The 18,889-nt window shown below is 45.0% G+C and carries 19 protein-coding genes; 14 read left to right on the top strand and 5 right to left on the bottom strand.

The features are described from left to right. The first annotated feature begins 17 nt into the window (after nt 1–17). From BTO30_RS04325 to BTO30_RS04305, 5 genes are all read left to right on the top strand, one after another. Complete coding sequence (locus BTO30_RS04325; RefSeq protein ID WP_075397495.1) at nt 18–1,157, top strand: THUMP domain-containing class I SAM-dependent RNA methyltransferase; 1,140 nt, start codon at nt 18–20, stop codon at nt 1,155–1,157. A 224-nt stretch (nt 1,158–1,381) separates the two neighbouring features. Continuing rightward, the gene (locus BTO30_RS04320) at nt 1,382–1,846 is read left to right on the top strand and encodes a chemotaxis protein CheX (protein ID WP_075397494.1); all 465 of its coding nucleotides are present in this window, start codon (nt 1,382–1,384) and stop codon (nt 1,844–1,846) included. 332 nt (nt 1,847–2,178) lie between these two features. Continuing rightward, on the top strand, nt 2,179–5,808 hold the full coding sequence (locus BTO30_RS04315) for a dynamin family protein (protein ID WP_083632292.1): 3,630 nt from the start codon (nt 2,179–2,181) through the stop codon (nt 5,806–5,808). Then, a complete protein-coding gene (locus BTO30_RS04310; protein WP_075397492.1) occupies nt 5,786–5,983 on the top strand; it encodes a hypothetical protein in 198 nt (65 codons plus the stop codon). The genes BTO30_RS04315 and BTO30_RS04310 overlap by 23 nt, the downstream gene beginning before the upstream one ends. Next, a complete protein-coding gene (locus BTO30_RS04305; RefSeq protein ID WP_075397491.1) occupies nt 5,980–6,825 on the top strand; it encodes a sulfurtransferase in 846 nt (281 codons plus the stop codon). Before BTO30_RS04310 ends, BTO30_RS04305 begins: the two co-directional genes overlap by 4 nt. Nucleotides 6,826–7,079: 254 nt before the next feature. Here the strand turns inward: BTO30_RS04305 and BTO30_RS04300 are convergent, their stop codons facing one another. Together BTO30_RS04300 and BTO30_RS04295 are read right to left on the bottom strand one after the other, a co-directional pair. Continuing rightward, nucleotides 7,080–9,191, bottom strand: coding sequence for a heavy metal translocating P-type ATPase (locus tag BTO30_RS04300; protein WP_075397490.1), 2,112 nt, complete (start codon nt 9,189–9,191; stop codon nt 7,080–7,082). Continuing rightward, entirely contained in the window at nt 9,188–9,568 is a 381-nt protein-coding gene (locus tag BTO30_RS04295; RefSeq protein ID WP_281248582.1) for an ArsR/SmtB family transcription factor, read from the bottom strand. The genes BTO30_RS04300 and BTO30_RS04295 overlap by 4 nt, the downstream gene beginning before the upstream one ends. A gap of 137 nt (nt 9,569–9,705) precedes the next feature. Here BTO30_RS04295 and BTO30_RS04290 point away from each other — a divergent pair, with 137 nt between their 5' ends. The 4 genes from BTO30_RS04290 to BTO30_RS04275 all read left to right on the top strand — a co-directional run bounded on the left by BTO30_RS04290 (nt 9,706) and on the right by BTO30_RS04275 (nt 12,849). Further along, complete coding sequence (locus BTO30_RS04290; protein ID WP_075397488.1) at nt 9,706–10,755, top strand: flavin-containing monooxygenase; 1,050 nt, start codon at nt 9,706–9,708, stop codon at nt 10,753–10,755. Then, the gene (locus BTO30_RS04285) at nt 10,752–11,444 is read left to right on the top strand and encodes a DsbA family protein (protein ID WP_075397487.1); all 693 of its coding nucleotides are present in this window, start codon (nt 10,752–10,754) and stop codon (nt 11,442–11,444) included. Before BTO30_RS04290 ends, BTO30_RS04285 begins: the two co-directional genes overlap by 4 nt. Continuing rightward, on the top strand, nt 11,437–11,874 hold the full coding sequence (locus BTO30_RS04280; protein ID WP_075397486.1) for a disulfide oxidoreductase: 438 nt from the start codon (nt 11,437–11,439) through the stop codon (nt 11,872–11,874). The genes BTO30_RS04285 and BTO30_RS04280 overlap by 8 nt, the downstream gene beginning before the upstream one ends. Nucleotides 11,875–11,940: 66 nt before the next feature. Further along, a complete protein-coding gene (locus tag BTO30_RS04275) occupies nt 11,941–12,849 on the top strand; it encodes a cation diffusion facilitator family transporter (RefSeq protein WP_075397485.1) in 909 nt (302 codons plus the stop codon). A 34-nt stretch (nt 12,850–12,883) separates the two neighbouring features. On the opposite strand, the gene BTO30_RS04270 is transcribed toward BTO30_RS04275, so the two are convergent. Further along, nucleotides 12,884–13,705: a serine/threonine protein kinase gene (locus tag BTO30_RS04270; RefSeq protein WP_075397484.1), complete on the bottom strand. Its 822-nt coding sequence runs from the start codon at nt 13,703–13,705 to the stop codon at nt 12,884–12,886. Between the two features lie 235 nt (nt 13,706–13,940). Beyond that, nucleotides 13,941–14,825: a 5'-3' exonuclease gene (locus tag BTO30_RS04265; RefSeq protein WP_075397483.1), complete on the bottom strand. Its 885-nt coding sequence runs from the start codon at nt 14,823–14,825 to the stop codon at nt 13,941–13,943. A 268-nt stretch (nt 14,826–15,093) separates the two neighbouring features. Between BTO30_RS04265 and BTO30_RS04260 the strand changes: the two genes are divergently transcribed. After that, nucleotides 15,094–15,915 carry a GGDEF domain-containing protein gene (locus BTO30_RS04260; RefSeq protein ID WP_075397482.1) on the top strand — a complete coding sequence of 274 codons (822 nt, stop codon included), beginning with the start codon at nt 15,094–15,096 and terminating at the stop codon, nt 15,913–15,915. Here BTO30_RS04260 and BTO30_RS04255 read toward each other — a convergent pair. Then, nucleotides 15,912–16,298, bottom strand: a complete 387-nt coding sequence (locus BTO30_RS04255) for a ribonuclease HI family protein (RefSeq protein ID WP_075397481.1) — start codon at nt 16,296–16,298, stop codon at nt 15,912–15,914. The genes BTO30_RS04260 and BTO30_RS04255 overlap by 4 nt on opposite strands. 51 nt (nt 16,299–16,349) lie before the next feature. Between BTO30_RS04255 and BTO30_RS04250 the strand changes: the two genes are divergently transcribed. The 4 genes from BTO30_RS04250 (at nt 16,350) to BTO30_RS04235 (ending at nt 18,880) form a co-directional block, all read left to right on the top strand. Then, nucleotides 16,350–17,006 carry a reverse transcriptase-like protein gene (locus BTO30_RS04250; protein ID WP_075397480.1) on the top strand — a complete coding sequence of 219 codons (657 nt, stop codon included), beginning with the start codon at nt 16,350–16,352 and terminating at the stop codon, nt 17,004–17,006. Nucleotides 17,007–17,026: 20 nt separating this feature from the next. Further along, nucleotides 17,027–17,203, top strand: coding sequence for a zinc-finger domain-containing protein (locus BTO30_RS04245; protein WP_075397479.1), 177 nt, complete (start codon nt 17,027–17,029; stop codon nt 17,201–17,203). Between the two features lie 85 nt (nt 17,204–17,288). Then, on the top strand, nt 17,289–17,708 hold the full coding sequence (mntR, locus tag BTO30_RS04240; RefSeq protein WP_075397478.1) for a transcriptional regulator MntR: 420 nt from the start codon (nt 17,289–17,291) through the stop codon (nt 17,706–17,708). A 50-nt stretch (nt 17,709–17,758) separates the two neighbouring features. Continuing rightward, nucleotides 17,759–18,880 (top strand): conserved virulence factor C family protein, encoded by a 1,122-nt coding sequence (locus BTO30_RS04235; protein ID WP_075397477.1) that lies wholly within the window; start codon nt 17,759–17,761, stop codon nt 18,878–18,880. The last annotated feature ends 9 nt before the right edge of the window (nt 18,881–18,889 follow it).

Here is an 18,889-nt window from a genome sequence, read left to right as displayed (position 1 = left end):
AATGAAAAGAGGATGTTATGACCTATACATTAATTGCAACAGCTGCCATGGGTCTAGAAGCACTGGTCGCAAAAGAAGTGAAAGAACTCGGGTATGCACCGCGCACAGAGAATGGAAAGGTTTATTTTGAAGGAGATGCTGCAGCTATTGCCCGCTGCAACATGTGGCTCCGGACAGCAGACCGCGTAAAAGTCGTTGCTGCTGAATTTTATGCAAAGACGTTCGATGAGCTGTTTGAGAAAACAAAAGCCATTGAATGGGAGCAGTTTTTGCCGAAAGACGCCTCATTTCCTGTGCAGGGGAAATCAGTAAAATCCACATTGTTCAGCGTATCTGACTGCCAGGCGATCGTCAAAAAAGCGATGGCGGAGCGTTTAAAGCGTGCCTACAAAATGGAAACGTGGCTGCCGGAAACAGGTGCTCATTTTCCAATTGAAGTTGCACTGTTAAAAGATAAAGCAACAATTACCATTGATGCGAGCGGTGCCGGCCTGCATAAGCGCGGCTATAGGACAGCGCAGGGGGAAGCCCCTTTAAAAGAAACACTGGCAGCAGCTCTTGTGCAGTTGACCAATTGGTATCCGGACAAACCGTTCGTTGATCCGTTTTGCGGTTCCGGTACAATTCCTATTGAAGCAGCGTTAATCGGACAAAATATTGCGCCGGGATTTAACCGTGACTTCGTGTCTGAGAATTGGGCGTGGGTTGGCCGTAACGTGTGGGACGACGCGCGTATGGAAGCGGAAGATAAAGCGAATTATGATCAGCCGCTGGATATTGAAGGACTGGATTTGGATTCAAACATGGTCAGGATTGCCAAAAGCAATGCGTTTGAGGCGGGGCTCGGTGATTTAATTAACTTCCGAGTTGGAAATGCGGCACAGTTTAGGACGGATAAAGAATTTGGCGTCATCGTTGGCAATCCGCCATATGGTGAGCGTCTCAGCGACCGTCCGGCGGTCGAAAAGTTATACGCGGATCTTGGCAGGACCTTTGCGCCCCTTGAAACGTGGTCGATATATATGCTCACGTCCCATGAAGGCTTTGAGGAAGCATATGGCCGTCCTGCGACAAAAAAACGGAAATTGTTTAACGGTTTTATTCGCTGCGACTACTACCAATACTGGGGCAAACGCCCGCCGCGCCGATCTGAATAAAGGAAGAGCACACATGCCGGCAATGAAAAATGCTTTCGAAGCAGCTGCTTCGAAGGCTTTTTTTTGTCTATTCAGCACGGCCTTGTTCGCCCGAATCATCTATAACATGCAAAACTTAAATTTTGTAGAATAAAAAAAGGAATATTTAGTATTAAAGATATAGTAAAAAGTGCTGACAAATGGTATTTTTTGCAGTAAAATGAAAAGAAAACGGAGGATCGAAAATGGAAAATGCCCAGCAAGATAAAAATGCTGTCATTACAGAAATATTAAATTGCGCAATTGAATCCATTCGAACGGTGATACCCGTCGAAGCACAGGTGGGCCGTCCTTCGTTATTAAATGGATCGTTTCAGCATCATGCGATTGGTGTTTTTATCGGGATTACCGGTGATTTGCCCGGCCGCCTTATTTTAGATGGATCTCAGGATGCGTTTGCGAACCTCGGTACGAAAATGTTTGGCATGCCGATTGAAGGAGAAATGGTCGAATCTTTTGCCGGAGAAGTAGTCAATATGATTGCAGGGAATATGGGTTCCGCCTTGTTTGCCAAAGGAATTGAAATTGACATTACACCTCCGACGATTATAGTGGGGGATTCGAAAATTTCTGGATTTACTCAGGCCATTGAGCTCCCGGTATCGTTTCAGGAAGCGGGTGAATATAGGCTCGTGTTGAACATTGAGTAAGGTGCCCAATCCGGCATCTTTTTTTTATTGTCAAAAAAGAGAAAGGGTGATACTATATAATTAAAGATGAAAATCATTATCAATTATGAAAGAGGGCGTTAGGAATGATCTGGTTATTTGTGTCGGCGACTGTTGCCGTGTATGCTGGAGTAATGAAATATGTGCTGGATCGCACGGCCAATGATGCAGGAGCGCCTTCGTTAAAAAGATAAACGATATAAAGGATACAATGAAACGAGTGCATACTGCGTTTCATTGTATCCTTTTTTATTTCTGAAAAATCGTTTACAATAATGAAAAAAGGTGTCTACATCGAAGGGATGGAAAAGGTTATGGGAACATCGACAGCACGACGCACGATGGAAACAATTCGTGCACGCACCGCACATTTATACAAACAATTTATACATAATGAAGACACAGAACGGGCGGAAAAAGCCGCACTCTTTTTGCGCAAACTGCATGACAATGAATTTATCGTTGCATTCTGCGGCCATTTTTCGGCAGGAAAGTCAACAATGATTAATGAATTAACGGGGGAAGCATTACTGCCGTCAAGTCCGATTCCGACGAGTGCCAATCTCGTCAAAATTAAACCCGCGAAAGAAGATTTTGCGAAAATTCATTATCATAATGGCCGGCCGCTCATATTTAAGGCCCCGTATGACATTGCACATATTAAAAAATTTGCCAAAGACGGCGATGATGTCGCATCGATTGAAATCGGGCACGCGTCGTCTCAATTGCCTGCTGAAGTGACGGTCATGGATACACCAGGTGTTGATTCAACAGATGACGCGCACCGCATTTCAACGGAATCCGCGCTCCATTTAGCCGATATGGTTTTTTACGTGATGGATTACAACCATGTGCAGTCAGAACTCAACTTTATTTACACGAAAGAGCTGCTGTCTCACGGTGTGAAGCTGTATTTAATCATTAATCAGATTGATAAGCATAAAGAAGAAGAGCTGTCGCTTGATTCGTTCCGCCAGTCCGTGTATGACTCGTTTGCAACATGGAATGTAGAGCCGGAAGCGTTTTTCTTTACAAGTCTCCGGAAGCGGGATTTACCGTACAATGATTTTGACGAAGTGAAGCAGCTCATCCATGACAGTATGGCGAACCGGGAATCATTATCCGAACAGTCAGCGGAAACGATGATGAACCGGCTCGTCCATGAGCATCTTGAATGGATGTCAGAGCAGCAAAAAGAAGAGAAGGCGGCTTTTGAAGCGATTGTTTCAGAAGCGGGAACGATTTCTATTGAAGAGAAAGAATCGGCTTTGCGCGGAGAGCTTGAAAAACGGGATGCGGCGTTTTGGCTGAAGCAATATGATCAAAAGCGGGATGATGTGTTAAAAAATGCGATTTTAATGCCGGCCTCCACACGTGAGCTTGCCCGCAGTTACTTAGAGTCGACACGCCCCGAGTTTAAAGTGGGGATGCTGTTTGCGAAAAAGAAAACAGAAGAAGAGCGTGAGAACCGGCTGGCTGTATTGACTGCTGATTTGAAAAAGCAGACGGAAGCGCAGCTTGAATGGCATGTGCGGCAGGTGACGGCTTCCTGGCTGAAAGAAAGCGGGCTGGATGATCCGTCACTGGCATTAAAAGCAGAAGAGCTGTCCGTTCCGGTCGATGCGTCTGTCATTACGGAAGCGGTTAAGCCGGGAGCCGGCGTGACAGGAGACGCAGTGCTGAATTACTCTGAAGCTGTCGCCGGCCTGATAAAAAAACGCGCCCGTGCCGTATCGGACGGATGGAAAACAGAAGCGGCACCTGTTTTGACAGAACAGTTTGAAATGGAATATAAGAAGCTGGCCGCTGATTACAGAATATGGAAAGAGCGTCTCGCAGCAAAAGAAAAACTTGAAGCGCTGGATCGTGAACGCATGACACGGGAGACGGAACTGAATGAAACTATCATCGCAGAGGATCCTGACATGCCATCCATCATGGGCGAACTCATTGAAAAATGGCGGGCAGAGGCTGAACATGCGTCAGTTTATACCGGTCAGGAAGATATGAAAGAAGTGCGAAAAGAAGAACGGTCTGTTGAAGAAGCGGCTGCTGTGGAAGCAGTGCCGGCTGGAGATGCGGAAAAAACCGTCAAAAAACTGCGCCATCTGGCGGCCCGTCTTGATGGTGTACCCGGCTTTGCGCGATTTATTGACGGTGCCGTTCAAAAAGCGGAGCGGCTTGAAAACAGAACGTATACGATTGCCCTATTCGGTGCCTTTTCAGCCGGAAAGTCATCATTTGCCAATGCGCTGTTAGGCGAAAAAGTCTTGCCTGTTTCCCCAAATCCGACAACAGCTGCCGTAAACCGTATTCACCCAGTGGCGGATGGAAAAGAGCATCGGACAGCAGATGTTCATTTAAAGACCGGTTTCATGATGCTTGCCGATGTTAATGCGTCACTTGGTTTATTTGACCGGCATGCAGCCTCTTTGGATGACGCATACAATCTTGTGCCGGACGTGCTTGCGGCGAACGAAGGAGAAGGGAAAGAAAAAATTCATCTATCGTTTCTGCGTGCTTTTCGTGCCGGCTATGATGATTATAAAGGGCAGTCAGGCGAAACAATGAACGTCGATTTGGATACGTTCAAGCAATATGTCGCAGACGAGCGGAAAAGCTGCTTTGTCGATTCGATTGATTTATACTACGACTGTGATTTTACCCGTCTTGGCATTACGCTGGTGGACACGCCTGGAGCAGACTCCATTAACGCCCGCCACACAGGGGTTGCGTTTGAGTATATTAAAAATTCCGATGTGATTTTGTTTGTGACATATTACAACCATGCGTTTTCAAAAGCGGACCGCGAATTTTTGATTCAGCTGGGCCGTGTTAAAGATGCGTTTGAGCTGGATAAAATGTTCTTTATCATTAACGCGATTGACTTGGCGGCTGACGAAGAGGAACTAAATGAAGTGAAGACATACGTGCAAGATCAATTGCTTCAATACGGCATCCGTTTTCCGCGTCTGTATGGCGTATCGAGTATGCTCGCCGTAGAAGAAGCCTCGCGCGGCGAGTGGGATCACCCGCAATCCGGCATGGAGCAGTTTAAAGAGCCGTTCCGCACCTTTTTATCAAATGATCTTGCATCGATGGCGGTGCAGTCAGCGGAAGCGGAAGTGGAACGAGGTGTGCTTCAGCTTGAAAAGTTAATCGAAACGGCGAAAGACAACCGGGATAACCGCGCGCAAAAGAAACAGGAACTGACAGATAAATGGAGCCGGATGAAGAGAGCCATTGATTCCGAACATACAGATGTCGAGAAAAAGCGGATGACGCAAGAGCTGGATGAACTTGTGTACTACATTAAACAGCGAGTGTTTTATCGGTTCTCAGACTTTTTCAAAGAATCCTTTAACCCGGCCGTGTTGAACGGACAGGGAGACGTAAAACAGCAGCTCCAAAAAGCGCTCAACGAACTGCTGGAGTCTGTCGGCTATGATTTGGCTCAAGAAATGCGGGCGACATCGATCCGCGTTGAAAATCACGGTGTGAAGCTGCTTCAGGAAAAGCAGGCGCGCCTCATCAATAAAGCCGCGATGATTGAGCCAGAATTGCTTTTGTCATCCCCGGAAGCACCAAAGCTTATCATACCGGAATTTGACACAGCCTTTACGGACGCCCCGCGTGAACCATTTGCCAAGCCGCTTTCACTGTTCAAAAATGCCCGTGCTTTCTTTGAAAAAAATGAAAAGCAAGTAATGATGCAAGAGCTGCAGACGATGATCGAAGCGTTGGCGGATGTGTATTTAGCCGATCAAAAAGAAACATTGCAGTCGAATGCCTTCCGGTTAATAGATGAAGGGATGGAAAGGGTGAAAGAAGCGGCTTCTCTTGATGTCAACGAACAGTTTACGGCCTGGATGGATGTTCTTGAACATAGCGAAAATATTGAGGCGTGGGAGCTGATTCTCCGTGACATCCAATCCGCCTCCTAACACGCGCTTCCACGCATGCGCAACGTGCCGCCATTTTGAAGCGGTCAAGACAGCGGGAAAAATGTACTATAAATGCCGCCGGCTCGGGTTCGACACGAATCCGGGCTACCGGTTTCATTGCTGGAACCCGAAAGACAATGTGAGAAAATTAATGGAAAAGGAGCAACGCCGATGATCGTTTCGACAGAAGGGCTTCATGATCGCCTTGAAGATAAAAATATTGTTCTTTTTGACTGCCGTTTCAATTTGATGAATCCTGCTGAAGGCGCTGCATTATATGAACAGAATCATATACCAGGTGCTTATTATGCACACCTCGACCATCATTTATCAGGAGAAAAAGGGAATGGGGGAGGACGGCATCCGCTGCCGGACATGAACGAATTTCAATCGTTTCTGGAAAGCTGCGGTGTGTCCAATGATTCAACTGTCGTGGCCTATGATGATGGTGTGTCCATGTTTGCCGGCCGACTATGGTGGCTGCTGAAATACGCGGGACACGATGATGTCCATATTCTTGACAGCGGGTTCGCCGGCTGGCTGGAAAAAGGATATGCTGTGACAGTTGAAAAACCTGTGCGCCGCTCCGCTTCATTTTCATTGAACATTCAGGAAGACATGCGGGCATCAATAGAGGAAGTCATTCAGGCGTCTAAAAGCGGCTCAGCCCTGTTAATCGATTCCCGCGCACCGGAACGGTATCTCGGTGAAACAGAGCCGCTCGACCGTGTGCCGGGCCATATTCCCGGCGCAATCAACCGCTTTTTTGCCGAAGGACTGAACGGTACAGCGTGGAAATCAGCGGAAGAGCAGCAGGCACGCTTTGAAAAAATCGACAAAGACGCCCCTGTGATCGTGTACTGCGGTTCAGGTGTTTCCGCCGCGCCGAACGTCATCGCCATGCAAATGGCCGGCTTCACAAATGTAAAGCTGTATCCGGGCAGCTACAGTGAATGGTCGAGCGATGAAACACGTCCGGTGGAAACAGAAAAGCGTGATATAAAAGGGAACGGTTAAAAACGTATTGGAATTAGACAAATCCAAGAAAAATGGCTATTCCTTATGAACCGATGGCTGGATTATAGCTCATTTAGGCCGATTTGTTGATTTGACAGCCAGTTTATACAACATGAGGGCCGGATTCATCAAGAATCCGGCCAAAAGAGGAAGAAAACCGGCCCAAAATCAAAAAATCCGGCTATAGAAGGGAAAAAGGGATGTCTCGATGATTTTTTTGAGACATCCCTTTTTTGCCATTCCATTATGTTTCCTTAATTATAATTTGTTTTCATTAAACGCAATGAGTTGAGGACAACGATCAATGTCGAGCCCACATCCGCGAAGATCGCCATCCACAAGGTCAGCCAGCCTGGAATGATAAAGAGCAGCGCTAATAGTTTTAACCCAAAGGCAAATGCGATGTTTTGTTTAATTACGTTGAGCGTTTTCCGGCTTAAAGCAATCGTGTATGGCAGCTTTTCTAAATCGTCAGCCATTAAAGCAATATCCGCCGTTTCTAAAGCTGTATCCGTACCGGCCCCGCCCATTGCGATACCGACTGTCGCGCTCGCGAGTGCCGGGGCATCATTGATTCCATCCCCGATCATGGCCACTTTTCCATGCTGTTCCCGCAACGATTTGACAGCTGCAAGCTTATCTTCAGGCAATAACTCCGCTCTCACTTCACTTACATGCAGCTGGCTGCCGATTACGTTTCCTGCCGCCTGATGATCACCCGTTAACATGACGGTTTTTTCGATGCCGAGTTTTTGCAGCTTTTGAATAATGGACAAGCTGCTTTTTCTGACCTGGTCTGCGACGGATAAGCCGCCTTTTATTTCATCTTTTGTGCCGATCAGCATAACGGTTTTTCCCTGCGCTTGAAGGCCGGCAATTTGTTTCTGAACGTCCTGCGGTATCGACATCATTTCTTGAAATAAAATGGGGCTTCCAATAAAATACTCCGTTCCATTTAAAACCGCTTTCGCCCCTTTTCCGGTAAAGGACTGAAAATTATCTGCTGTATATTTATCCGCTTTTTCTTTATCCGCTTTTCGTAAAACAGCAGAAGCTAACGGATGGTGAGAGAAAGTTTCAATGGCCGCAGAGATAGCCAAAATATCGTGTTCACTGCTATCAGAAAAAGAAACGACGTTGGTTACTTCTGGTTTTCCTTCTGTCAGCGTGCCGGTTTTGTCAAACGCGACGACTTTCAAACGGCCCGTTTCTTCCAAATGGATGCCGCCTTTGATCAAAACCCCGTTTTTGGCTGCATTTCCGATTGCGGTAACAATCGCCACCGGTGTCGAAATGACCAGTGCACAAGGACAGCCAACGACAAGGACGGCTAAACCGCGGTAAATCCACTCTGACCATTCTCCGCCCATAAAAAGGGGAGGGATGATGGCAGTCAAAAGCGCGATAACCATGATCGCAGGTGTATAGTATTTGGCAAATTGATCGACAAATTGTTGTGAAGGAGCCCGTTCAGCCTGTGCTTCTTCCACTAAATGAATGATTTTGGCAATGGTTGTATCTTCTGCCAGCTTCGTTACGCAAACTTCTAAAAAGCCTTCTTCATTTAAAGATCCGGCAAACACTTCATCCCCGGTTTGTTTATGAACAGGAATCGATTCACCCGTGATAGCCGCCTGGTTAACAGCAGATTGGCCTTTTATGATTTCACCATCCATCGCTATTTTTTGACCGGGTTTAATCATCATTATGTCGCCGACTTGAATATCCTCTACGTCTACTTCATATTCATTGTTCCCGCGTTTAATGATCGCTGTATTCGGGGCTATATCCATTAAAGAACGAATCGACTGACGGGCTTTGTCCATTGAATAGCCTTCTAATGCTTCACTCAAGGCAAAGAGAAAGACGACAACAGCCCCTTCTCCCCACTCGCCGATGATGGCCGCTCCAATAATTGCCACGGTCATGAGCGTTTTCATATCAAATTCAAGTTTGCTCAAGTTCTTCAATCCAACTTTAAACAGGTTATAACCGCCAATTAAGATGGAAAGACCGAATAAGGTGATTGTAGCTGGACTGTCTTCACCGATGGAAAAGACAGCCATATAACCGAAAATGAGAAAAAACAAAGAGACGATGGTGTGTTTATTTTCACGTTTTTGCCAAAAAGGGATCTTTTCTTCCTTGAATTTTTGACGTTCCGGAAAAACTTTGATGCCGTCGAATGCGCCGGCTACTTCTAACTGCTCGACCGAAGCTTCACCAACAATGGCTATTTTGGATGCACCAAAATTTAACTGGACATCTTCAACCGTTTGGATGTCCCGGATATTTTTTTCAAACTTCGCTGCACAATTGGCACAGGACAGCCCTTGAAGGCGATAGACGTTTTTCGTTTCACTCATCGTTCTCCATCCTCTCTGGAATGTTCAAGTGCAATGCTTACTAACTGATGGACGTGATCATCTTTGACTGAATAGTAAACGAGTTTGCCTTCTTTCCGGTATTTAGCGAGACCCATGTTTCGAAGGAGACGCAAATGATGAGACGCAGTGGCTGTTGTGGAACCAATAAGTTGCGCCACATCACAGACACACAGCTCTTTCTTAAGCGTTAAAGCGTACACAATTTTCAAACGTGTGGCATCGGATAATGCTTTGAAAAGCAATTCAACACCGGCAACTTCATTGATTTTTGGCTGCACCCGTTCCACGACGTCTTCGTTAAAACAAGGGGTTTCACAAGTATCGTCAGCTTGTTTGCGTTTTGAATTTTCTGCCACTCGACTCACCTTCATTCAAATATTTGTTTGATTGTATACGTTTAGTGTATGTTGAGTTCGAAAAATTGTCAATTGAACAATCAAATGAATATTTGATTAATAGGCGGATCTTGGTACAATAGTGGTGAGGTGTTCATATGTATCAGACTGTCATTATCGGTGCCGGACAGGCGGGACTGGCGATGGGGCATTACCTGAAGCAATTCAATCAATCGTTTATCATTTTAGACAAAAATCATGAAATTGGGGATGAGTGGAGAAAACGATATGATTCTTTAGTGTTGTTTACACCGAGAATGTACAGTTCTTTACCCGGCCTCCCACTGGAAGGGGATCCGCACAATTTTCCGGCAAAAGATGAAATCGCTCAATACTTAAAGCTGTATGCGGTGGCGTTTCAGCTTCCGGTTCAGCTGCAGACTGAAGTGACGCGTGTCTGGAAGGAACATAACCGTTTTCATGTTCAAACGAATGATCAAGAGTATGAGGCGGAGAATGTGGTGATCGCATCCGGTCCTTTCCAGACGCCAAATATTCCGGGCTTTGCCCGGTACTTATCGCCGCATATTCTGCAGCTGCATTCTTCCCAATACAAGAACCCGGCTGATCTAGTAGAGGGAAATGTATTAGTCGTAGGCGGCGGCAACAGCGGAGCCCAAATTGCTGTGGAATTGTCCAATGAACGGGAAACGTACTTGTCGGTCAGTCAAAAAATGACGTTTTTCCCGATGAAAATCGGAAATAAAAGCATCTTTTGGTGGTTTGACAAGGCTGGCATATATAAGGCTCCGCGGGATTCGTGGATTGGGAAAAAGATACAGGCGGGCGGAGATCCTATTTTCGGAACGGAATTAAAAGATGCATTGGCAAGCGGGGCAGTGATTCAAAAGAGCAGAGCTGTAGATGGAGAAAGCACAATGATACGGTTTCAGGATCATTCTGCGCTTGAAGTCCAAAACATTATCTGGTCAACCGGTTTTACTGCCGACTACAGTTGGCTGGAAGTGAAAGGGGCTCTGAATGATGAGAGGCGGCCCGTTCATCAAAGAGGGGTTACACAAATAGAGGGTTTATATTTTTTAGGCCTGCCGTGGCAGTACCGGCGTGGTTCCGCACTTCTTCAAGGGGTGGGGCATGATGCAAAATACATTGCCGAACATATACAAAAAAGTGGAGGTACTTTATGAAAAACAGTAAAAAAATGGTGATTGGAACACTTATTCTTTTCGCTGTGATTGCCGGCCTGGTGTTGTTATTGAACAGGGCAGATGAAACAGCGCAGGAAACCGGACAGACAATGAACAGCAAAGGGCATCCTCCTATTGAGGGACAGCCGACTCTGGGCGATGCGGAGGCACCTGTTTCGATTGTCGAGTTTGGCGATTACAAGTGCCCATCATGCAAACAGTGGGGGGAAACGGTCTATCCTCAATTGATTGAAGATTATGTTAACCCAGGGAAAGCAACTTTCTCCTATATTAATGTGCTGTTTCATGGGAATGAATCTATCTTGGCATCGTTAGCCTCTGAATCCGTCTTCGAACAAGACCCTGAAAATTTCTGGTCTTTCCATAAAGCGGTGTTCGATGCGCAGCCGGCAACGCAGGAACACGATAAACAGTGGGTGACAGTAGAAAAACTGAAAGAAATCGCAGCGGAAACAGCCCCGAATGTTGATCTAGCGCAGCTGGAAGCGGATTTAAATGAAGAAGGAACATCCGCAGCGGCAGAAGTGAGCAAAGATGACGGTTTAGTAAAAGAATATAATGTTCCATTTACGCCTACCATCATCATTGACGGGGTTATGCTCGAAGATCCGTTTGATTATGAAAAAATCGTCTCTCTTATAGAAGAAGGGTCAGCGGACAATGAGTAGATCTTTTATTCAAAAGTACGCCTTATACGCAGCATGGGTCGTTTCCGTTACCGCTGTGCTTGGCAGCCTTTATTTCAGTCAGATCAAAGGGCTTGTTCCATGCGAGCTATGCTGGATTCAGAGAATCTTTATGTATCCTTTGGCCATTATTTTAGGCATTGCGGCATTTTATAACGATGTTCATTTAAAGAAATATGTACTTCCGCTGTCTCTAATTGGCGGGGCGGTCTCTTTCTATCATTACCTTGTGCAAAAGGTGCCGGGTTTTGCGGCAGTGAAGCCATGTGTTCAGGGTGTTCCATGTAATGTGCAGTACATTAATTGGTTCGGCTTTGTGACGATTCCGTTTTTGGCACTAACAGCGTTTACGCTGATCAGCATCTTCATGATATTTTTGTTTCTGAAAACCGGAAAAGAGAAAGGTGAATAAACTAGTTTAAAGCGGGTTTCTTTGATTTTTCGCGGCGGACAATGGACAGAAGGAGCGTGAAGGAATATGGGGCATTCTCACACACATGGTCATCATCACGGAAGCAGCAATAAATCTGCTTTAAAATGGGCGTTTTTCCTGATTTTTTCCTACATGATTGTGGAAGTGATTGGTGGTCTGGTGACAAATAGTCTGGCGCTGCTTTCGGACGCGGGGCACATGTTAAGTGACGCAGCGGCATTAGGTCTGAGCTATATTGCTTTAACTTTTGGACAAAGAGCCGCTTCCAACAAAAAAACATTCGGGTATAAACGCTTTGAAATCTTGGCGGCGTTTATAAACGGAATGACATTGATTGCCATCTCCATGTATATCTTTTTTGAAGCTTACCAACGGTTGATGAATCCTCCTGAAGTTGTCAGTACGGGGATGTTAATCATCTCTTCTTTGGGGCTGCTCGTGAATATTGCGGCCGCCTTTATTTTAATGAGAGGCGACAAGGATGAAAATTTAAATGTGAGAAGTGCCTTTTTACATGTTATGGGGGATATGCTTGGTTCCGTCGGGGCGATTGCGGCCGCCTTGCTCATCATGTTTTTCGGCTGGAATCTGGCGGATCCAATTGCCAGCATTATTGTGGCTGTTTTAATTATTATCAGCGGATACAGGGTCACAAAAGATTCATTCCATATTTTGATGGAAGGCGCGCCGTTAAATCTGGACACTCAAGAAGTGAAAAACACATTGCTGTCTCTGCGTGAGGTGAAGGACGTTCATGATTTCCACGTTTGGTCGATTACATCCGATTTTCCGGCTCTCAGCTGTCATTTAGTTGTCCATGCGGATGTTAATGACCAATTGGTTTTATCAAAAGCGAAAAAGCTGCTGCATGATGAATATCATTTGCATCATGTAACCATTCAAATTGATAAAGATGGCGCTGAAACTTGTTCATCAGGAACTCATTGCAATTAATAATAAGCATTGAATGTAGGGTGGATGAAAGGGACTAGTTTTTAAGACTGCTAGTCCCTTTATCAGAGGCAAAAAGGTTTTCTGCATCAAAAATAAGTTCATCGGCTGTGGCATATGGCTGATCGAGCTGAAGCATCCTTCGAATCACATTTCTTGCCCCTTCAGAAAGCACCAGTTCTTCTTCCCAGCTTTTTTCTTTTTTTGATTGAGGCTCATATTGGGAATACAAGAGAAAAAGAACAAAATGACCGAGGGCAAAAAAATCGCTTTTGACCGATATTTCCCGAAATAGTTTGTTTTCTTCTTTTTCTTTAGGACAGGCTTCATCTTGATCTTCCAGCGATCTTGCTAATCCAAAGTCAATCACATAAATTTGGTTCCCGTTCCACAAAATATTCGGGATGCGCAAATCTCTATGAACGACGTTTTGCTGATGGAAGTATTGAATGACGTCAAGCACATTCAATAAAATAGAAAAAGTTTCTTTTTCGTTATATGTCTTTTCTTTATTAAAAATCAGCTCTTCAAAATTAGCTGCTTCAATGTATTCCATGACAAGAAACCGGTGATGTTCATCTGGAAAAAAATCGACAAAACAAGGGATGGAAGGATGATCGAATGTTTTTAAAAAGTCCGCTTCCCGCTGAAAAGACGCGAGATTGACAGGGTCTTTCCTTTTTCTTTTCCTTAGCTGTTTCAGAAGAACGGATCGGCCTGTTTTAATGTCCGTTGCTTTGTAAGTGATGCCGTAACTGCCTTTACCGATAAACCGGTTAATCCTATATCGGTTTTGAATCAGTTTATTTTTTTTCAGCGGGCGTTCAAAGAGTTCCGAAAGAATCTTTTTTACCCCCATCAGCTGCTGTATGAGCTATAGGATTTTCGCTTTTTCTTATAATAGTGATGTCCATATTTTGATGGGTGATGAGAATGTTTTTTATGCCGGTAATCGCTGCTTGAATACCGGTGATAAGATTTTTGATTCAGCAATCGCTTAATGATTTTTTTAAACATATGAACCCTTCTCTCTTCTTTTTTCTTATCTACGTTAAAAAAAACCATTGGTTTCATTTTTTTATGTGAATGATGCTTTACGCATATTTCATTTTGAGTTCCAATTCATTGAATTCGGCCATTACCCTCTCTTTTAAAATCTTCACCTGCAGGTCATCAAAAAGAAACGCATTTAATTCGTCCATTTGGCAGATGATGGCCGATAATTCTTTGCTGATGAATGCCAGGTTTTTTCCTTCAATGAGCTTGTTCTTATACCGATTGAATCGCGGGTCCAGCACGTCCATTTGTTCGTAAATATGCTCGATCGATCCATAAAGCTGTATTAATGGCAATGCGGATTTTTCTCCGATGCCAGGGCAGCCGGGAATGTTGTCGCTTTTATCACCAAGAAGCGCCTTCACATCGATCCATTGTTCGGGTGTAATACAGTAGTCATCCTGAAAATGCTGTAATGAATAAACAGAATCCCCCTTTTTACCGCCAATGATTTGCGAAATATTTGAACTTAAAAGTTGAAACAAATCCTTATCGTTGCTGTAAATGTAACAATGACCATATTGATTCTTGCACCATTTCTTCGCTAATGTGCCAATGACATCATCAGCTTCGTAGGCAGGAACCGATATTTGTTGAATACCGATGCCTTCCAGCACCTCTTTGCACGTTTCAAATTGCTGGATTAACGGGTCGGGTAAATCAGAGCGGGTGGCTTTATAAAAGTCATGTTTTAATCTTCTGGTTGTTTCATCCTTTTTGACATCCCACACAACAGCCAGATGGGTCATCTTATATTGAGAAATAAGGTGAAAGGTCTTTTGAAAAAATATTCGCAAAGCGTTTGTATACACGCCTTTACTGCTTTTCGTCAGCTGTTCCGGTTCTTTGCCGTAAGATGTGGCAAAGTAGCCGCGGCTTAATAAATTAAATCCGTCTATTAATAGTAACGTTTGGTTGTCCACGTTTTATTATCTCCTTCTTTTAACAATGAAGTGCCTTCGGCGGCTGTCATCGCGTCGCTGTTTTTGCATGACCATTATATCATCATCCCGGCAAGAACAGGTGCTTCCTTTTATCCTTCAAAGAATAGAATAAATCCATGCTTTGTTTGGCTCTTTTTAGTTCAAAACAGCTAGAAAAAAACTGGCAGTAAACGTTAGGACATGCCATAATAAAGAAAAACACTTGAAAATTCAGGAAGCTTGGGACGGAAAAGGGGGGAGCATATGAATGAAGTTTTTACATATAGGGGTCATTATTATGCTGACCGCTCTGCCGGTTGTCCTAGATGTGTGGATTATTCAGGGCCGCCACGTGCCGCTCATATGGTCCTTGTTCATTGTCCCGTTATTGATGATTATTCATAAACGGCCAACATGGAAAACGGCCATTTTATCGGGCGGATTGTTTATGACGTTTATATATACAACTGAAATTATAATCGGTCATTGGTCGGCGGCGGAATCCGTTTATTTAATCGGCGGAACAGTCGTCAATGGTGCTATTTTTTTAACGGCTGCGTACTATAGGTTAAAGTACGAGGAAGCGCTTGCCGAAATCAAAAAACTAACGCATGTCGATGCGCTGACAGGTTTGCATAATCGCCGGTTTTTTGAAGAATCTATAAACAAGTCGATGTTGCTAAGCCGGCAAAAGGATGTGTCTATTTTGCTTATTTTGCTGGATTTGGACCATTTTAAAAAAGTGAATGATACACATGGTCATGTGTGCGGAGATTTGATTTTGAAAAAAACAGCGGAAACGATACAGCGGAATATTCAGGAAACGGATGCGGTTGTCAGGCTTGGTGGAGAAGAGTTTGCGGTCTTATGTATCCATTCATCCATAGCAGATGGGCGGGCGCTCGCTGAACGAATTATTGGCAGCGTGGAGAAACTGGATATTGAATATAATGGACAAAAAGTGCCGGTCACGATCAGTGCCGGCATGTCGCGGTATGATGGTGAGCCGCTTGAAGACTTTATTGATAAAACAGATAAGGCCTTGTATGAAGCAAAACGGACGGGACGAAACCGCCTTGTTGTCGTTTAACGGTTTGCCCTGATCGCTTTTTTCGCTTCCTGGTCGGCTTTATTTTGCTTTGACGGAATCCATTTCACGAAAAATAGCGGGAATTCATCTGCTAATGTTAAAATGTTTGCAAGCAGCGGTTTGTATCGGTCTTTATGTATGTATTGTTTTTCAATGGCGGCGACAACGGTCTGGGAGTCACTGCGGAGCGAAACCGTTGCAGCGCCCATTTCCTTGCACAATTCGAGCGCTTTAATCACGGCCGTAAATTCGGCTTCGTGTGTATCGCATTCTCCGAGCGGAATCGAATATCGCTCTGTTTTACCATCATGACGAATGACAATTCCGGCACCAGCCAACCCCGGGTCACCCGTGGATGCGCCGTCTGTATACACTTCAAACATAGAACTACCCCCCCCAATCTTATATTCATTTTAAAGGGAGGAGGTTTATAAATGCAAATGACAATCCGCTTTTTATATAGCTTTAAAGGCGTTCAAATGACTTTTGAATCGGAGCCTGTTGACCGGCAAATTGTGCTGAAAACAGCGGATGACCTGTTTAAAACAGGACGCGCGAAGGAAGTATCGATTTTCGATGAACTCGGGAATGAATGGACGCTGAAAGAATTTAAAAAACTTAATGAGAAAATGGATGAAGAGCCTGAAAAAATTACCGTGTTGTTTGACGGCAGTTTCGATGTGGCAACAGGACAGGCGGGAGCCGGAACGGCAATTTATTATTCAAAAGGCGGCAAAAAGTACCGCATACGCGAAAATGCGCCGATGGATATGCTTGAGTCCAATAACGAGGCGGAATACGCAGCACTCGCATTCGCAATAAACAAACTGGAAGATATCGGTGTGCGAAACCAGCCGGTCACGATATCAGGGGACTCGCTTACGGTTTTAAATCAGCTGCGCGGAGAGTGGCCATGCTATGAAGAAAGTCATGCGCGCTTTCTGACCCGCATTGAAGAAAAATTAAGGGAAATGCGAATCAAGCCGCTTTACAAACCGATTGATAGAAGGCACAATAAAGAGGCTGACCAGCTTGCCCGGCAGGCTCTTGATGGTGTAGACATACACAGTCATGCCGAAATCGGGACGTAATCGAAAGGTGGAACGTGACGTTGAGCCGAACTGAGCTATTGAATGAAGTGGAAGACCTGTTGAATATGTATTGCAAAGACTGCCTCGTTAAAGCCGCACTGCGGAAAGAAAAAGGCAAGATTGCTGCTCATAAATTTTGTATTTCGGAATGCACAGTTGGAGAAAAGTTAAAGCAGTATGGAGATAAGTTATCATAAGCCGGACCTGTTCCGGCTTTTTCCTTGTCCGCACTGCGCTCTTATAGTAGAATTTTAATGATGAGTAATGTCAGGGGGTATCCACATGCCGACACCGAGTATGGAGGATTACATAGAACAGATTTATTTGCTGATTGAAACGAAAGGCTATGCGCGTGTATCGGATATTGCCGAGGCGCTGTCTGTCCATCCTTCATCTGTGACGAAAATGGTGCAGAAGCTTGATAAAGATGAATACCTTGTGTATGAGCGGTACCGCGGACTCGTATTAACGGCGAAGGGTCAGAAAGTCGGCCGGCGTTTAGTTGAACGTCACGATCTGCTCGAACGGTTTTTGTCGGTGATCGGGGTGAAGGAAGAGTATATTTATAATGATGTTGAAGGAATCGAACATCATTTAAGCTGGGATTCCATTAACCGCATTGCGGATTTGATGGAATTTTTTGAGGAAGATCCGGCACGAATGACCGCACTGAAAGAAGTGCAAATGCGAAATAAAGAGTAATCCGTCCGCGGTACGGGCGGTTTTTTTTACAAATGGAGGAGGAGTCAATCATGAGAATTTTAAAAATGGAACCGACGCCGAGCCCGAATACGATGAAAATCATTTTGGATGAAGAACTGGCTGCCGGGAAAAGCACAAATTATAAACCGGATTCAGCAGACGGAGCACCGGATGTAATTAAAGCGATACTAGGCATTGAAGGTGTTAAAGGCGTGTATCACGTCGCGGATTTTATCGCGCTTGAACGGAACGGCCGCTACGACTGGAAGGAGATTCTGCCAAAAGTGCGGGCGGCGTTTGGTGAAGGAGACGGCCAATCAGAAGTGGGAAAACCAGAGCTTGACCATTTTGGGGAAGTCGAAACGTTTATCCAAATGTACAAAGGTGTACCGCTTCAGCTGAAGCTTGTGTCAGCGGACGAAGAGAAACGGGTGGCACTTCCGGATTACTGTCAGGCCGCTTTTGCACAATTGACAAAAGACGGGGACAATTACATCTTAGAACGTAAATGGCAGGAATTCGGTGTCCGCTACGGTGAATTGGATGAGATTGCACCGGAATTATTAGAAGAAGTGATGGCGGCCTATCCGAAAGAACGTATTGATCGTATAATTGAAGCAGACAGAAAAGGCGGGCCCCTTATTCAGCATAAGGAACACGGCGTAAAACCGGATGTGAACGAATGGCTCTCTGAATCCGACTGGCGGAAACGCTATCAAAGCTTAGAGCAAATGCCTGATCCGGAATTATCTGATATGGCTCTTTTGGAGGCCGCATTAAATGATGAAAAAGCGGCAATACGCCGATTGGCTGTTGTGTATGCCGGTATGATTGAAGATACGCGTATATTGCCGGTACTTTATAAAGCACTGAAGGACCCGGCGGTAACAGTTCGCCGGACAGCCGGTGACTGTCTATCCGACCTTGACTTTGCCGAAGCAGTCCCGGAAATGATTCACGCTTTAAAGGATAAAAGCAAAATTGTCCGCTGGCGGGCGGCCATGTTTTTATATGAAACAGCGGACGAATCCGCTCTGCCTGCATTGAAAGAAGCGGCCGATGATCCGGAGTTTGAAGTGAAAATGCAGGTGCTCATGGCTATAGAACGAATTGAAGGCGGAGAAGAAGCAAAAGGTTCTGTCTGGAAGCAAATGACGGAATCCCGTAAATAATAAGGAGGA

Source organism: Domibacillus antri (assembly GCF_001936625.1).
Lineage (GTDB): Bacteria > Bacillota > Bacilli > Bacillales > Domibacillaceae > Domibacillus > Domibacillus antri.
The sequence above is the reverse complement of the archived record's forward strand: the minus strand, read 5'-3'. Positions and strand labels throughout refer to the sequence as shown.

Excerpts from the sequence above, each read along its gene's own strand:
- BTO30_RS04325 (WP_075397495.1), top strand. The coding sequence starts at position 18 with ATGACCTATACATTAATTGCAACAGCTGCCATGGGTCTAGAAGCACTG.
- BTO30_RS04320 (WP_075397494.1), top strand. The coding sequence starts at position 1,382 with ATGGAAAATGCCCAGCAAGATAAAAATGCTGTCATTACAGAAATATTA.
- BTO30_RS04315 (WP_083632292.1), top strand. The coding sequence starts at position 2,179 with ATGGGAACATCGACAGCACGACGCACGATGGAAACAATTCGTGCACGC.
- BTO30_RS04305 (WP_075397491.1), top strand. The coding sequence starts at position 5,980 with ATGATCGTTTCGACAGAAGGGCTTCATGATCGCCTTGAAGATAAAAAT.
- BTO30_RS04300 (WP_075397490.1), bottom strand. The coding sequence starts at position 9,191 with ATGAGTGAAACGAAAAACGTCTATCGCCTTCAAGGGCTGTCCTGTGCC.
- BTO30_RS04290 (WP_075397488.1), top strand. The coding sequence starts at position 9,706 with ATGTATCAGACTGTCATTATCGGTGCCGGACAGGCGGGACTGGCGATG.
- BTO30_RS04285 (WP_075397487.1), top strand. The coding sequence starts at position 10,752 with ATGAAAAACAGTAAAAAAATGGTGATTGGAACACTTATTCTTTTCGCT.
- BTO30_RS04280 (WP_075397486.1), top strand. The coding sequence starts at position 11,437 with ATGAGTAGATCTTTTATTCAAAAGTACGCCTTATACGCAGCATGGGTC.
- BTO30_RS04275 (WP_075397485.1), top strand. The coding sequence starts at position 11,941 with ATGGGGCATTCTCACACACATGGTCATCATCACGGAAGCAGCAATAAA.
- BTO30_RS04270 (WP_075397484.1), bottom strand. The coding sequence starts at position 13,705 with ATGGGGGTAAAAAAGATTCTTTCGGAACTCTTTGAACGCCCGCTGAAA.
- BTO30_RS04260 (WP_075397482.1), top strand. The coding sequence starts at position 15,094 with ATGAAGTTTTTACATATAGGGGTCATTATTATGCTGACCGCTCTGCCG.
- BTO30_RS04255 (WP_075397481.1), bottom strand. The coding sequence starts at position 16,298 with ATGTTTGAAGTGTATACAGACGGCGCATCCACGGGTGACCCGGGGTTG.
- BTO30_RS04250 (WP_075397480.1), top strand. The coding sequence starts at position 16,350 with ATGCAAATGACAATCCGCTTTTTATATAGCTTTAAAGGCGTTCAAATG.
- mntR (WP_075397478.1), top strand. The coding sequence starts at position 17,289 with ATGCCGACACCGAGTATGGAGGATTACATAGAACAGATTTATTTGCTG.
- BTO30_RS04235 (WP_075397477.1), top strand. The coding sequence starts at position 17,759 with ATGAGAATTTTAAAAATGGAACCGACGCCGAGCCCGAATACGATGAAA.